This window comes from Boseongicola sp., from assembly GCA_014075275.1.
Classification (GTDB): Bacteria; Pseudomonadota; Alphaproteobacteria; order Rhodobacterales; family Rhodobacteraceae.
Window position 1 is genome coordinate 1824551 of record CP046179.1, and the last position, 14549, is coordinate 1839099.

Below are 14549 nucleotides of genomic sequence, written 5' to 3' on the forward strand. Positions count from 1 at the left end.
TTTTATCCCATTTCGAAGAATATTGACGGTCTTGGTTTGTGTTCTCACTAGATCAACGCAACCACCCGATGATATAATGCCTGTTACTATTTGGATTTGAACAAAGCATCGCAGGTGGGAAGATGCGTATCCTGATGTTAATCATTCTAGCTGTTCTGACTGGGCTGGTGTTTTTCTTGGCCAGCGGCCCCAGCGATGGACAAGAGTCCGTTTCCAAAACCTGGCTGTCAGACTAACCGACTACGTTTGGTTTTTGCGGACAACATTGGTCAGTCGACAACTAAAAGCGGCCTGTCTCAATCCGATAGGTATTTGGCCATTCAGCCCATCCAACATCTGCCGAAACCAATGCTTCGGCGGTTGACTTCTTCGGCCCATCATCCTATTGCCCGCCTCAACCTCCGGGAGCTTTGAATTCTCCCGGTCCCTGACCACAGGGATCGCCCCCCATCAGCGCGTCGCGCCCATGGGGGCATTTGGCGTTTAGCGGGTCGGTGCTTATCTTCCGATCAAGGATCAACTGGGCAACAAGGAGCCTGAGAAATGTTCGAGAACCTGTCAGAACGCCTCTCTGGTGTCTTCGACCGGCTGACCAAGCAAGGCGCGTTGTCCGAAGACGACGTCAAGACCGCCCTGCGCGAGGTTCGCGTGGCCCTGCTCGAAGCTGATGTCTCACTGCCCGTCGCCCGCGATTTCGTCAAAGCCATCCAGGACAAGGCCACCGGTCAATCGGTCACCAAATCGGTCACCCCCGGTCAGCAAGTGGTCAAAATCGTCCATGACGAGCTGATCCACGTCCTTAAGGGCGACGAAGATCCCGGCACCCTGAAAATCGACAACCCACCTGCCTCGATCCTGATGGTCGGTCTGCAAGGCTCGGGTAAGACCACAACCACCGCCAAACTCGCCAAGCGATTGAAAGACCGCGAAGGCAAGCGCGTGTTGATGGCCTCGCTCGACACTAATCGTCCGGCAGCGATGGAACAACTTGCCATCCTGGGCAACCAGATCGGCGTCGACACCCTGCCGATTGTCAAAGGCGAAGACCCGGTCGCCATCGCCAAACGCGCCAAGACCCAGGCGAACCTTGGCGGCTACGACGTCTATATGCTCGACACTGCGGGCCGTCTGCACATCGATCAGGAACTGATTGCCCAAGCGGCCGCTGTCCGCGACGTCGCCAATCCACGCGAAACGCTGCTGGTCGTCGATGGACTCACCGGCCAGGACGCCGTCAACGTCGCAACAGAATTCGACGACAAAATCGGCGTCTCCGGCGTTGTCCTGACCCGTATGGACGGCGACGGTCGCGGCGGCGCGGCCCTGTCCATGCGCGCCGTCACCGGCAAGCCGATCCGCTTTGTCGGCCTTGGCGAAAAGATGGACGCGATCGAGACGTTCGAGCCCGATCGCATCGCCGGTCGCATCCTCGGCATGGGCGACATCGTGGCGCTTGTCGAAAAGGCGCAGGAAACCATCGAGGCCGAACAGGCCGAACGCATGATGAAGCGGTTCCAAAAGGGTCAGTTCAATATGAACGACATGAAGGGCCAGCTTGAGCAGATGATGAAAATGGGCGGCATGGAAGGCATCATGGGAATGATGCCCGGCATGGGCAAAATGAAGTCCCAGATGGAGAAATCTGGCTTTGACGACAAAATCTTCCGCCAGCAGATCGCCCTGATCCAGTCCATGACCAAACGCGAACGCGCCAATCCCGGCGTCTTGCAGGCCAGCCGCAAAAAGCGGATCGCGCGCGGCGCGGGCATGGAAGTTTCCGACCTCAACAAGCTCATCAAAATGCACCGCCAGATGTCCGACATGATGAAAAAGGTCGGGAAAATGGGCAAAAAAGGCATGATGCGCCAAATGGGCAGCATGCTTGGCGGCAAAGGCGGATTGCCACCCGGCGGCATGCCTAGTCAGGCCGAAATGGACACAGCACAGGCGCAAATGGGCAAAATGCCCGGCGGCTTCCCCGGCATGGGTGGCGGCGCAGCCTTGCCTCCGGGTCTCTCAGGCTTCGGGAAGAAGAAGTGACGTCTGCCGAAAATCATATGAGTTTTGCCGTTCCGACGGTCGAGACCCAGCGGCTTAGGTTACGCGGCGCCAAACTGTCGGATCTAGAAGCCTATGCTGCATTTCGGGCGTCCGAACGTGTGCGATTCATGGGCGGCCCGAACGACCGGGACGAGGCTTTTTCCGACCTTTGCTACGGGTTAGGTCAATGGGCCATGCGCGGCTATGGGCTGTGGGTGGTCGCAGATAAATCCACCGACGAACCGCTCGGGTACACCGGCCTTTATCATCCTGAGTATTGGGCAGACCGCGAGATCAGTTGGGCCGTATTTGAAAGCGCCGCCGGAAAAGGAGTTGCAACCGAGGCGGCCCGCGCCGTTCGAGACTTTGCTTATGATCGGCTGGGATGGGATACCGTTATCAGCGCAATTATACCGGGAAACGAACCCTCGATTGCACTTGCCAAGCGTCTGGGCGCAACGCTTGATGGCAAGTACGAACATCCAAAAATCGGCGAAATGTTGATCTACCGGCACGTCACACCGGAGTCGCGCACATGACCCCACAACTCACCGATACTCCAGTTCTGGAAACCGAGCGCTTGATCCTGCGCGCGCCCCATGGCGATGATCTGCCCCACTGGACGGAACTCGCCGTGTCAGACCGGTCCAAATTCATTGGTGGGCCGTACACGCAAGATATGGCGTTCCGCGCCTGGGCGGGCGTCATCGGACATTGGGCCATCCGTGGCTTTGGCATGTTCGTTCTGGAACCCAAAGGCGGCGGCGATCCCGTCGGTCATCTCGGGCACTGGCAACCAGAAGGCTGGCCAGAACGCGAAATCGGTTGGTGCATCTGGTCATCCAAGGTCGAAGGCAAAGGCTTTGCTTTCGAAGCCGCGCGCGCGGTGTGCGAGTATACGTTCCAAATCCTAAAATGGGATACCGCCGTCAGCTATATCGACGATGGCAACCAGCGCTCTGAAGCACTGGCCGCCCGCCTTGGCGCGATCGTGGATCCTGATGCCCCAAAACCAGACAAAGACTGGCCACCCATTAACGTCTATCGGCACAGTGTCGAACGGTGGCAGTCATGAACGCTGTCAGCCCTATGATCGTCCCGATTATCGAAACCACTCGCCTAATCCTACGGGAGTATCGCCGGTCGGATTTCGACCCGATCGCCGCCCACTGGCAAAGCGACCGAACGAAACACACAGGTGGACCGCTAAACAGACGCGACGCGTGGAAAGCCTTTGCCGGAGACTGCGGACAATGGCACCTGCGCGGCTACGGCATGTGGATTGTCCAGGACAAAGCCAGCGGTGATACTGCCGGGTATGTCGGATTTTACGAACCCGATCATTACAGCGAAACCGAACTTGGTTGGGTTTTACTTGCACCCTTTGAAGGCAAAGGTCTGGCGGATGAGGCCGTTCGCGCAGCCCGTGCCTACGGCGAAACAAATTTCGGCATAAGCCAACCGTGCAGCTACATCGCCACTGACAACGACCGCTCGGTCGCACTTGCCAAAAAGTTGGGCGCAACGCTTGAAGATACCCGCGACATTGGTCACGGCCCATTCCACATTTACCGTCATCCACGGGGGCAAACGTCATGAACGCCCCCCGACACGAAATGCCGACGCTTGGTCCCGCCATCGAACTGGCCGGAAAGTTCGCTGCCAATATCCCCGTGCTGACATCGGAACATGTGCGCCTCCGCGCGCCGCAGCTTTCCGACTTTGAAGGTTTCGCCGAGATCTTCTGTTCAGACCGCAGCGCCTTCATCGATGGCCCCTACTCGCGCGAACAGGCTTGGGGCGAGTTTCACGGGTTGATGTCGTGCTGGATGATCTATGGACACGGCGGCTGGGCGGTGGAAGAGATTGCGACCGGCAAGCTCGCTGGTTTCGTCATGCTTGGGCTAGAACCCGGCGACGAAGAAGTCGAACTTGGCTTTTTGTTCCGCGCATGGGCCGAAGGCCGCGGCTTTGCTTTTGAGGCCGCCGAACTGGCCCGCGATTTCGCGTGGGACGTTCTGAAATTCTCGACGCTGGTCAGCTATGTCGACGAGAGCAATGTGCGGTCGGTTGCACTGGCCCAGCGGTTGGGTGGGTTTGACGACACGCCCCCAGAATTCCACGAAGCCGACACTTGCGTGTTCCGCCATTTGCCGAAAGGCGCGCGCTCATGAAACAGGTAATCGCTCATTTTTCGCGCACCGACGCGATACCGATGCAATACCGACGTAATACCGACGTTGCGTTCGCCCCGTTAGGAGATCGTTCATGAATGACGCCGTAACCCGCGCCGCCGACCTTTTGGCAGGCCACCGCGACAGCATCGACCGCCTTGACGCGATCCTGGTTTACACGCTTGCCGAACGGTTCAAGCAGACCCAGGCTGTGGGGCGTCTGAAAGCAGAACATGACCTTCCGCCCAGTGATCCTGCGCGCGAGGCCAACCAGATCGAACGCCTTGAATGGCTCTCGAAAGAAGCGGATTTGGATCCCGAATTCGCCAAGAAATTTCTGAATTTCATCATTCAGGAAGTCATCCAGCATCACGAACAACATCAGAAATAAACTAAAAGGATCAATACCATGGCTATGAAAATCCGTCTCGCCCGCGGTGGTTCCAAGAAGCGTCCGTTTTACCGGATCGTTGCGGCTGACAGCCGTATGCCTCGCGATGGCCGCTTCATCGAAAAGCTCGGCACCTACAATCCGCTTTTGCCAAAAGACAGCGAAGAGCGCATCAAAATGGACGCCGATCGTGTGAAGCATTGGCTGGATCAAGGCGCTCAGCCGACTGACCGCGTTGCACGTTTCCTGGAAGCTGCCGGCGTTCTTGAAGGCAAGACCCGCAACAACCCGAACAAAGCCAAGCCGGGCAAGAAAGCTGAAGAGCGCGCAGAAGAGAAAGCCGCCAAAGCAGCAGCCCCAGCCGAAGAAGTTGCAGAAGAGGCGGCGGAATAATCCGCCCCTTTTCAACAGCTTAACGCCATGTCGGACAGGGTTTGTGTGGGCGCCATCGCAGGCGCTTTCGGGGTTAAAGGCGAGGTCAGACTGAAAAGTTTCTGCGCCGAGCCTGATGCCATCGACACCTATGGGCCGCTCTCGTCAGAAGACGAAGCGGCCTCGTTCGACGTGCGCATTACTCGTTCGGTCAAGAACGGTTTCGCCGCCAGACTATCAGGCGTTAACAGCAAAGAGGCCGCCGACGCCCTGAAAGGCGCGCGACTTTATGCGCCCCGTGATGTGCTGCCTGATTTGCCGGATGACGAGTATTATCACACCGATCTGATCGGTATGACCGTGCTCGATACCGGTGGGAATGAACTTGGTCGTGTGAAAGCCGTTCTCAATCATGGCGCAGGCGATCTGCTTGAAATTTCAGGGAAAGGCTTGAAGGAGCCAGTCCTGTTGCCTTTCTCGTTAGCCGTCGTCCCGACCGTTGATGTGAAGGTTGGTCGTATCATCGCCGACCCACCAGAGGGGTTGTTTGAATGAGCGACGGTCCTTCGATATCCCACGGTCGGTTGGCAATCAGTGCGACGGAACGACCGCGCGAGTTGATGACTGATCGTCCCGACATCGCCGGGGCGTGGACGGCACGGATCATCACGCTTTTTCCCGATGCATTTCCGGGCACTCTGGGTCTTTCGGTCACCGGAAAGGCTCTGCAGGAAGGGCTTTGGCAACTTGACCCGATTGATCTGCGCCTTTTTGGTCAGGGTAAACACCGCAATGTAGATGACACTCCCTCCGGTGGCGGCGCTGGCATGGTTCTGCGCCCAGACGTCATGGGCCGCGCCATTCGCTATGCGCAGAACGGCACACCGACCAAACGCGCAAAGTGGCCACTGGTCTATCTGTCGCCGCGCGGCAAGCCGTTTACGCAAGCCACAGCGCAACGTTTTGCCGCCGCAGACGGACTAACAATGATTTGTGGACGATTTGAAGGTCTGGATGAGCGGGTCATCGAACACTTTGATGTTGAAGAGGTTTCCTTAGGTGACTTCGTCATGACAGGCGGCGAAATTGCGGCCCAGGCCATGATCGACGCGACCGTGCGCCTGATGCCGGGTGTTCTGGGGAACGATGCATCGGCCGAAAAAGAAAGTTTTTCGGATGGTCTGCTTGAACACCCGCAATACACCCGGCCCGCCGAATGGGAGGGATTGACGATCCCCGAGGTTCTTACATCGGGTGATCATGGTGCCGTTGATCGTTGGCGCCGCACCCAGTCGGAAAGAACAACGCGCCAGCAACGCCCGGATTTATGGGCGAAATTCGGCCAATCTTCTGAAAAAGACAAATAAATCAACGCTAACACTGCCATTTTGTTGCCGTGATCTTTTGCAAATCTAACGTCGATTTTGCTGACCAGAGCATGGAAATGCGCAAGTTTGTCGACACAAGTCTGATATTTGTCCTGATTTTCGCCGGTATCGCCCTGATATTTTCGGTGCCAAACGACAGCGGCTTCATGCACTTCGCCCGCGCTGCACTTGCTCCGCTTTTTGCCTTGGTCGCACTTTTCCTGTTGCTTCGAAAACCGCACCCCAGGGTCATTGGCCGCCACGGATTTCTGAACACCACCCCACGCGCCCCATTGTCCGAGGGTGAACGCGAGCGGTTCATCGGCATGACCTTGCAACGCAACAATGCCATCGAGCGCAACAACACCGACCCCGATCATCCGGTGAACCGCGTGACCAGTGAACTGCAAGAGATTGCTGCGAAATGGGAAGCCGAACACGGTGGCCCGCTGTCGGATGATGAAATCCGGTCGCTCTATCAGCTTTACATGTATGCTGATCCGGGAACCCGCCCCCAGTCGCGGCAGCCCGAGCAATACCTAAGGAACGTTCGGCAAATCGAGCCATTCAACCGCCTGCGCGAGCTTTGCGAAACCTGGCGTCAAACCAAGGCAATACCAACCAAGGATGATTTTAACGCTTGGTTGGCACATGTCGGCGGAGACCTGACTGCCAATCAAATGCTTTTGAACGGATGGGTGCGCTTTCTGGAAAGTCTGCCAGGCAACGACCCCGAACTTTGGCATTCGATCGCAACCGAGTTTCGCGGCATCGGCGATCGCGACCGTCTTGCGGCTGCATTCTGGATTCTGCGACACCCTGAGTGTGACCGGGCAACTGCGTCCGACTTCATCCGAGGGGTGCTGTCTTTCAACCTATTGGAACGCTTGGCCCAGAAGGCTGCGCGCACGGACGACTGGCGGCATATCGAAAGTTTTTATGATGTGATCAATCGCTACAACCAAGGCTTTTACAAACGTCACAGCCTGACGACGGGGCAAGCAACTGATCAACCGCCTGATCTGGGGCTGAAAGAAATGGGACGCATTGCCAGCAAGGTCACCAATTCCACTGGTCTGCCAAAGATCCCTAAGCCGGTCGGCTTAATCCCCCCGAATTCGGCTCCACCCGATCCTTTGCCCGAAGGTTACAAAGCACCCTATGGTTTTGCACCGGACTCCGGGTTATTCCTGGTCTATCCCGGCCCTGTTTGGCGCGACGCCTCCTAGCAGCTTCGGAACACGCCTTTTCCCTTGATCGACAGGCTTCTTGGGCCTATACGGCGCGAGTTCGCGACTCGAAACAGTCGACGGATCCGGAGTGTGTGGCCAAAGTCGTTTTCTTCACGACGTCAACGCGGCCTCGCCCGGCATAAAAGGAACGACGACCTGAACCCTCTGGCGGGCGCATTTGGTGGACCCGGCGAAGACGCAGAGCTCTGAGGCGCATATCAAACTCTCGGGACTAAACCCGAGGCGAACATAGGAGTGCGTCAGATGGATCTGATCGCTGAACTGGAAGCCGAGCAGGTCGCTGCGCTTGGTAATACAATTCCGGATTTCAAAGCGGGTGACACAATTCGTGTCGGTTACAAAGTGACAGAAGGCACGCGCAGCCGTGTTCAGAACTACGAAGGTGTCTGCATTGCGCGCAAGAACGGCGCTGGCATCGCGGGTTCGTTCACTGTCCGTAAGATTTCTTTCGGTGAAGGCGTTGAGCGGGTATTCCCGCTGCATTCGACCAACATCGATTCCATCACAGTTGTGCGTCGTGGCCGTGTGCGCCGCGCCAAGCTGTACTATCTTCGTTCGCGTCGCGGTAAGTCCGCACGTATCGCCGAAGATTCACACTATAAGCCCAGATCAAACGCGTAAGGAGTGGAACCATGAAAAAAGACACTCATCCCGACTATCACCTCATCGACGTCAAAATGACGAATGGCGATATCGTTCAGATGCGCTCGACCTGGGGCAAAGAAGGCGACACGCTTTCGTTGGACATCGACCCAACTGTGCACCCTGCCTGGACTGGCGGCGGCGCGCGTTTGATGGACACCGGCGGTCGTGTTTCCAAGTTCAAAAAGAAATACGAAGGTCTGGGTTTCTAAACCTTCTGCCCAATACGATTCAAAACGCCGTCCCTTTGGGGCGGCGTTTTTCGTTGTTGATTGGTGTGGCAAAGGTCTAGTCTGGGTGAGATGCGGTCAGCGCAATCCAAGACGATAGACGCCAATATGGTCAGCACAAGCTATGATTTCCCAGAATTTAAAGACAAAGCCATCTTGATAACCGGCGCCTCGACCGGGATTGGCGCTGAACTTGCGCGCGCCTTCGCCGCCCAAGGCGCGAAGGTCGGATTGCACTATAATTCCAGCAAAGAACAAGCCGAAGCATTGGCCGACGAAATACGCGCGGCTGGCGGCACTGTGGTCCTCATCCAGGCTGACGCATGTGACACCAAAGCCCTCGTCGAGGCGGTAGAAAACGCAGCAGATGCGCTTGGTGGGTTAGACGGGCTAATCAATAATGCAGTTGCTCTAGGTGTCATAACCTCGCCATTTCACGAACGTTACTCGACAAAAGAGCAATTGGCCGCAATGCAGGCTACAATCCCTCAAGGGCGACTTGGCATAGTGGAAGATTGCGGCGGAGCATTTCTGTTCCTCGCCTCTGACGAAATGTCCGCCTATATCATCGGCCAAACGATCGAAGTGAACGGTGGGCAGTTGATGCCGTAGCCACGCAAAAGAGGGTACAATGCAGAATGAAATGACCGAGTTTCAAAAGATGCGCGCCGGATTGCCCTATCACAATCCCGACGCCGAGATATTTGCACTCCAGTCCGAGGCGACCCAGCAATATCTGGCTGTCAACAGAACCGAGGGCGCTGCGGATCGATCGGAAAGAGACCGTCTCCTGCGGGAGTCACTGGGATCATTTGGCAGGAGTTTCCTGAACCCGCCTGTGCGATGGGAATACGGTAAGCACATATTCATTGGCGACACCTGTCTGATCAACACCAACTGCCTTTTCATGGATGGTGCGGACATACGCACAGGCAATCATACTTTGATCGCCCCCAACTGCAGCCTGATCACCGCCAGCCATCCGCTGGAGTACGAAGACCGCATGACGATTGACCCCGAAACAGGGAATGCGACAGGCGGCTATGGCATCAATACGCCGATCACCATTGGAACAGGTTGCTGGATTGGTGCCGGTGCAACTATTTTGCCGGGCGTCACCATCGGCGACGGCACCACCGTTGCTGCCGGGTCAGTCGTGACCAAATCACTTCCATCTCGAGTGTTGGCGGCGGGGGTTCCGGCCAAGGTTATCCGCGAACTGAAGCCCGGGTAACGCCGTTTACTGAGATTTCAGATAGGCCACCAGAATGTCTCGTGCCGCTTTCAGGTCGGTCTGGTCGATCATTTCGGTCACCGTGTGGATATACCGTGTTCCGACCACTATCCCGATAGCGCGCGACCCTGCTGCAGCCTGCTGAGCAGCGGCACCGTCTTGACCTCCCGCCCGTAACATCGTGCGCTGATAGGGGATCTTCTTCTTCTCGGCCAAAGCTGCAATATCCGCCACCAACCCCTTGTCGGCGATGTAAGAGCCGTCGCGAATGTGCAGCCCAAAGCCTTTGCCCTGAACCGTCGTCCGATCCTGTTCGGGAACACCTGGTGTATCGCAACTTAGCGTGGTGTCGACGCCAATACCGATATCCGGTTTCACTGAATACGAGGCCGTTCGAGCCCCGCGAAGGCCGACTTCTTCCTGCGAAGTGAACACGATGTGAACCTCGGCGTTGGTTTTGGCCTTGCCCAATCCCCGCGCCGTTTCGATCCCCAGCCAGCACGCGACCCGGTTGTCCAACGCTTTGGACACAAACTTGTCGCCCATTTCCAGAAACGGCTCGTCCATAACGACCATGTCGCCGATATTCACATGATCTTTGGCAGCATCGCCAAGACCCAAATCGACGATGAACTCGTGCGGCTGCGGGATGCGCTTACGATCTTCGGCGGATGCAATATGCACGGGGCGCCCGGCCGGGTTCATGACCCCCTTCAAATCGCCTTCTTCAGTGCAAACCATCACTCGACGCGAGAACAGATTGCGTGGATCAAAACCACCCACCGGCTGAACATAAAGAAAGCCTTTCTCGGTGATGTGGCTGACCATAAAGCCGATTTCGTCCATGTGGCACAACAACATGATCCGCTGCGGGTCCTTGCCTTTGCCTTTGCGCACGCAATGCAGCGACCCCATCGGGTCTTGACGCACTTCGTCAAACAGCCCCTCAACCTCGGACAAAATCAGATCGCGCACGCGCTCTTCATGTCCTGGTACGCCGGGTGTCTCGCAAAGACGTTTCAGCAATTCGGTGTTCATTTAAGGACGCTCCAGATGGAAATGTTTTGCCGCATAATGGCCGCCCAGACAGCAGGTGCAAGGGCAGAGCACGCAATTGCCCGTGCGTCAGGCTTTGCGACAATGGCGACTCGCACTAGGCTACCTGCCAAACAGGAGGACTAGTGTTGCGTATCGTATCTGTAATGGCCATTGTCACATTAACCGTGTCGCCAACCGCTTGGGCGCAGGACATCAGCTTGATCATCGGTAACGAGGATTACGCCAACATCAGCGATGTAAGGCGCGCTGACGAGGTGACATCTGCCGTGCGGGTTTTGAACGAGGCTGGTTTGCAAACCATCGCTCTTTCGGATGCCTCGGCCGAGGAAATTCAACAGGCCATGTCCAGCTTTGGTCAGATGGCCAACACTGCGGAACGTCAGTTGGTCGTTCTCTCCGGTCGCTTTGTGCATTCCCAGACCGAGACCTATTTCCTGCCCGCAGACTTTGAGGCGCAACCTCTGGCCACAGTTTCCAGTAGTGCACTGCCTCTGTCAGTGATCCTGGCATATCTGGCTTCGACGCAAGGCCATTCGATCCTGGCCATAGCGACCGACGATGAAGACGGCGCATTTGGACCGCATCTTACTTTCGGTACGGGACAGATCGATTTGCCACAAGGTGTAACGATGCTGCGAGGCGCTCCACGAAATCTGGCAAGGTTCATCAGGGGCACATTGGCCGAACCAGGGGCAAACATCGCAGAGGCTGCAGCCAGCGCACGGATCAGCGTTTCTGGCTATCTTGCTTCTGATCAGAGCTTTTTGGACATGCCGCCGCCCGAGCAGGCCGTCGCAGAAGCGCCAGCCGTTCCGACGGATCAGCGAATACAGGATTTGCGAGCCTGGCGCAGCGCCGATTCTGCCAACACGCCAGGGGCCTATCAGACCTACATCGACGAATTCCCAAATGGAGAGTTTGTGCGGATGGCCGAAAACCGCCTTCAAGCCCTGACCGACACACCTGAATTGCGCGCCGAGCGCACCGAGCAGGCTCTTGACCTTGATCGCGATCAACGACGCGAAATACAGCGGGACTTGTCCCTGCTTGACTACAACACCCGTGGCATCGACGGCATCTTCGGGCGCGGCACCCGCGCCGCCGTCAAAAGCTGGCAGGAAGCCAATGGTTTCGAAGCCAGTGGTTTTCTAAGTGGCGATCAGATCACCCGACTTGATGCTCAGGCCGAGCGGCGCGCAGCCGAACTTGAAGCCGAAGCCGAGCGGCGACGCGAAGAGCAATTGGCGCGCGACAGCGCATTTTGGTCCGAAACCGGGGCAGTAGGGGACGAGGCTGGTTACCGGCTTTATCTTGAACGGTTCCCAGACGGCGAATTTGCCGAGGTCGCCCGCGCCAGACTGGACGAGATCGAACGGCAGAAACGCGCGGAAACCGACGCAAGAGATCGCCAACTTTGGGATGAGGCAAGCGCACAAAACACGATCGAGTCCTATCGCGATTACCTGGATATTGCCCCTAATGGTGCCTTTCGCGAAGTTGCGGTCGAACGCATAAACGCACTGGAAAAAGCGGCGCGCGAGGCGGACGCCAATTCTCAGGCGGCGCGTGAAGAACAGGCTTTGAACCTTAACACAACCACCCGGCGGGTCAGTGAAGGTCGTTTGGACAGGCTCAATCTGAAACCTGGCCGCGTTGACGGCACGTTTGACGACGATACCCGGCGTGCCATTCGTCGGTATCAGGCCGCGCGCAACCGACCAGAAACAGGCTTCCTGAACGAAGCACTGGTTATCCAGTTGCTCGCTGATTCAGTCCGGTCAATTTTCCAATAAGCTGAGCAGGCCCTACTTCGGAGGTTTTCCCATTTTCATAAGCTGGGCCTGCATTGCTGCCAGCTGGGCGCGGATGTCGTCAAGATCGATGCCACTACTCTCTTTGTCGTCGCCTTCCTCGTCCTTTTCAGGTGCGCCACCGGCCCAAGGCGCGCCAAAGCCGCCGGTCATTGCCTTCATAAACGCCTCTTGCTGGGCTTTCATTGCGTCGAACCCTGGCATCCCGGTCATCGGACCTGAAACATTTTCCATGACTTTTGATTGACCGTCGCGAAGCATCTCAAAGCTCATCGCAAGGAATTGCGGAACAACAGATTGCGCCTGCGTCGTGTATGATCGCACAAGATCCGTCAGCACGTCGGTTGGCAGAACATTCTCGCCCCGGCTTTCGTGCTCGGCAATGATTTGCAGCAAATACTGGCGTGTTAAATCATCGCCGGATTTTAGATCGACAATCTGCACTTCACGGCCGTCGCGAATGAACCCTGCTATATCGTCCAGCGTCACATAGTCAGACGTCTCTGTATTATACAGACGGCGACTCGCATATCGCTTGATCAGAAGCGGTTCCCCAGCCATGTCATCCTCCTCGGTGGTCTGCGCTGCAGTGCAGCTTACGCCGCAGGTGCGAAAAAGAAAGCGAAATCTGTAAGTTTCTCCGAACGATACTCGGCGCCTCCAAAGATTAATATGACAACTATATTGTCAAAAATACTTATTTCTGGTGATCTCGTCGGGCCTGATCAACCTTGCAATTAACCAGAATATGCAGACCAATTCACAAAAAAACCCGGCCAGTTACGGCCGGGTTTTGACTGTTTCAAACGAACCGAAACTTAGTGAAGTTTGGTCTTTACCGTTTCAATCGCCTCGTCGATCAGAGCGTTGGCGCGATCGTCTTTCATGTCTTTGGCAATTACTTCGCTAGCCGAAGCAACAGCAATCCGGATCGCTTCGTCGCGAACCTGACGAACCGCTGCAGCTTCTGCCGACCCAATTTGATCGGCGGCAGCTTGGACGCGCCGCTCAATCGACTTGACCAGATCAGCTTTCGCTTGCTCAGCGGCATCCGCAGCGCCTTGCTTGGCAGCCGCAACGATGCGATCAGCCTGCTCCTGAACTTCCAACTGCTTGCGTTCGAAACTAGCCAGCAAAGTCTGGGCTTCTTCGCGCAGCGCGCGGGCTTCGTCCAGTTCCGCCTGAATGCCCTCGGCGCGCTTGTCCAGCAAGCCACCCAGCAGGCCGGGCACTTTGTAGTAGAACAAGACACCAACGAACAACAGGAACGCGATGGTGACGACAAAGTCCGTGTTCGCCAGCGAGAAGAACACGTCGCCAGCGGCCATGGCAGGCGTGGCTGCGACCAGGGCGATAAGTGTGAAAATACGTGTCATGGCACTTACCCCTTTGTCCGTGTGTCAACTGCGGCGGCAATTGTGGATGCATCCACATCAACACCCATCGCCGACACCACAGCTTCGGCAGTGTCTTTGGCGACGTCACGCACAGCTTGCGCAGCACCATCGCGGATTTCTGCGATACGCGATTCGCTTTCGGAAGTGCGCGCGGCAATCTCGGCGTCTGCCTTTTGCATCGCAACTTCAACCTCGGCCTGAACCTCGGCTTTCGCTTCACCAGCAATGCGGCTTGCTTCGGCACGGGCATCGGCCAGCGCTTTTTCGTAAGCGGCTTCGGCCTCAGCAGCCTTTTGCTTCAGCTCTTCAGCAGCAGCGATATCATTGGTGATCGTGCCCTGGCGTTCCGCCAGAACCGATGCAATCCGTGGCAGCGCGATGCGCGACAGCACGAAATAGATGGCAACCAACGTCACCAGAAGCCAGAATATCTGGTTCGGAAACGTGGAAAAGTCCAACTGCGGCATGCCAGGGGCTTCTGCAGCGGCTCCGTGTGCGGCGTCTGTTGTTTCTGTCGCCATAGCGACCTCCTCAAACCTTGATCGGACTACCCCGGTCGCCGGGATATCCCAGGCGACC

Annotated in this window: 19 protein-coding genes; 15 read left to right on the top strand and 4 right to left on the bottom strand. The window is 56.7% G+C overall.

The genetic code is table 11. From position 1 onward, the window contains the following. The first annotated feature begins 543 nt into the window (after positions 1 to 543). From GKR98_09220 to GKR98_09285, 14 genes are all read left to right on the top strand, one after another. Positions 544 to 2040, top strand: coding sequence for a signal recognition particle protein (locus GKR98_09220; GenBank protein ID QMU58356.1), 1497 nt, complete (start codon positions 544 to 546; stop codon positions 2038 to 2040). A 17-nt stretch (positions 2041 to 2057) separates the two neighbouring features. Further along, on the top strand, positions 2058 to 2579 hold the full coding sequence (locus GKR98_09225) for a GNAT family N-acetyltransferase (protein QMU58357.1): 522 nt from the start codon (positions 2058 to 2060) through the stop codon (positions 2577 to 2579). After that, positions 2576 to 3115 (top strand): GNAT family N-acetyltransferase, encoded by a 540-nt coding sequence (locus GKR98_09230; protein ID QMU58358.1) that lies wholly within the window; start codon positions 2576 to 2578, stop codon positions 3113 to 3115. The genes GKR98_09225 and GKR98_09230 overlap by 4 nt, the downstream gene beginning before the upstream one ends. Further along, entirely contained in the window at positions 3112 to 3639 is a 528-nt protein-coding gene (locus GKR98_09235; GenBank protein QMU58359.1) for a GNAT family N-acetyltransferase, read from the top strand. Before GKR98_09230 ends, GKR98_09235 begins: the two co-directional genes overlap by 4 nt. Further along, entirely contained in the window at positions 3636 to 4214 is a 579-nt protein-coding gene (locus tag GKR98_09240) for a GNAT family N-acetyltransferase (GenBank protein QMU58360.1), read from the top strand. Before GKR98_09235 ends, GKR98_09240 begins: the two co-directional genes overlap by 4 nt. Positions 4215 to 4308: 94 nt before the next feature. After that, on the top strand, positions 4309 to 4605 hold the full coding sequence (locus tag GKR98_09245; GenBank protein ID QMU58361.1) for a chorismate mutase: 297 nt from the start codon (positions 4309 to 4311) through the stop codon (positions 4603 to 4605). Between the two features lie 18 nt (positions 4606 to 4623). Continuing rightward, complete coding sequence (gene rpsP / locus GKR98_09250) at positions 4624 to 4998, top strand: 30S ribosomal protein S16 (GenBank protein QMU58362.1); 375 nt, start codon at positions 4624 to 4626, stop codon at positions 4996 to 4998. 27 nt (positions 4999 to 5025) lie between these two features. Then, positions 5026 to 5532 (top strand): 16S rRNA processing protein RimM, encoded by a 507-nt coding sequence (rimM, locus tag GKR98_09255; protein QMU58363.1) that lies wholly within the window; start codon positions 5026 to 5028, stop codon positions 5530 to 5532. Next, on the top strand, positions 5529 to 6344 hold the full coding sequence (gene trmD / locus GKR98_09260; GenBank protein ID QMU58364.1) for a tRNA (guanosine(37)-N1)-methyltransferase TrmD: 816 nt from the start codon (positions 5529 to 5531) through the stop codon (positions 6342 to 6344). The genes rimM and trmD overlap by 4 nt, the downstream gene beginning before the upstream one ends. Positions 6345 to 6415: 71 nt before the next feature. Continuing rightward, positions 6416 to 7573, top strand: a complete 1158-nt coding sequence (locus GKR98_09265) for a hypothetical protein (GenBank protein ID QMU58365.1) — start codon at positions 6416 to 6418, stop codon at positions 7571 to 7573. Positions 7574 to 7840: 267 nt separating this feature from the next. Continuing rightward, positions 7841 to 8218, top strand: a complete 378-nt coding sequence (gene rplS / locus GKR98_09270) for a 50S ribosomal protein L19 (protein QMU58366.1) — start codon at positions 7841 to 7843, stop codon at positions 8216 to 8218. Between the two features lie 11 nt (positions 8219 to 8229). Then, positions 8230 to 8451 carry a 50S ribosomal protein L31 gene (gene rpmE / locus GKR98_09275; protein ID QMU58367.1) on the top strand — a complete coding sequence of 74 codons (222 nt, stop codon included), beginning with the start codon at positions 8230 to 8232 and terminating at the stop codon, positions 8449 to 8451. A 126-nt stretch (positions 8452 to 8577) separates the two neighbouring features. Further along, positions 8578 to 9081 (top strand): SDR family oxidoreductase, encoded by a 504-nt coding sequence (locus GKR98_09280; protein QMU60044.1) that lies wholly within the window; start codon positions 8578 to 8580, stop codon positions 9079 to 9081. Between the two features lie 19 nt (positions 9082 to 9100). Continuing rightward, the gene (locus tag GKR98_09285) at positions 9101 to 9703 is read left to right on the top strand and encodes a sugar O-acetyltransferase (GenBank protein ID QMU58368.1); all 603 of its coding nucleotides are present in this window, start codon (positions 9101 to 9103) and stop codon (positions 9701 to 9703) included. A 6-nt stretch (positions 9704 to 9709) separates the two neighbouring features. On the opposite strand, the gene GKR98_09290 is transcribed toward GKR98_09285, so the two are convergent. Further along, a complete protein-coding gene (locus tag GKR98_09290) occupies positions 9710 to 10741 on the bottom strand; it encodes a M20/M25/M40 family metallo-hydrolase (protein ID QMU58369.1) in 1032 nt (343 codons plus the stop codon). A gap of 143 nt (positions 10742 to 10884) precedes the next feature. Between GKR98_09290 and GKR98_09295 the strand changes: the two genes are divergently transcribed. Next, entirely contained in the window at positions 10885 to 12555 is a 1671-nt protein-coding gene (locus GKR98_09295; GenBank protein ID QMU58370.1) for a peptidoglycan-binding protein, read from the top strand. 12 nt (positions 12556 to 12567) lie between these two features. Here GKR98_09295 and phaR read toward each other — a convergent pair whose 3' ends face one another. The 3 genes from phaR to GKR98_09310 form a co-directional block, all read right to left on the bottom strand. Then, on the bottom strand, positions 12568 to 13134 hold the full coding sequence (phaR, locus tag GKR98_09300) for a polyhydroxyalkanoate synthesis repressor PhaR (protein ID QMU58371.1): 567 nt from the start codon (positions 13132 to 13134) through the stop codon (positions 12568 to 12570). Positions 13135 to 13391: 257 nt separating this feature from the next. After that, entirely contained in the window at positions 13392 to 13949 is a 558-nt protein-coding gene (locus tag GKR98_09305; protein QMU58372.1) for a F0F1 ATP synthase subunit B, read from the bottom strand. 5 nt (positions 13950 to 13954) lie between these two features. Next, complete coding sequence (locus tag GKR98_09310) at positions 13955 to 14491, bottom strand: F0F1 ATP synthase subunit B' (GenBank protein ID QMU58373.1); 537 nt, start codon at positions 14489 to 14491, stop codon at positions 13955 to 13957. Positions 14492 to 14549 lie beyond the last annotated feature (58 nt).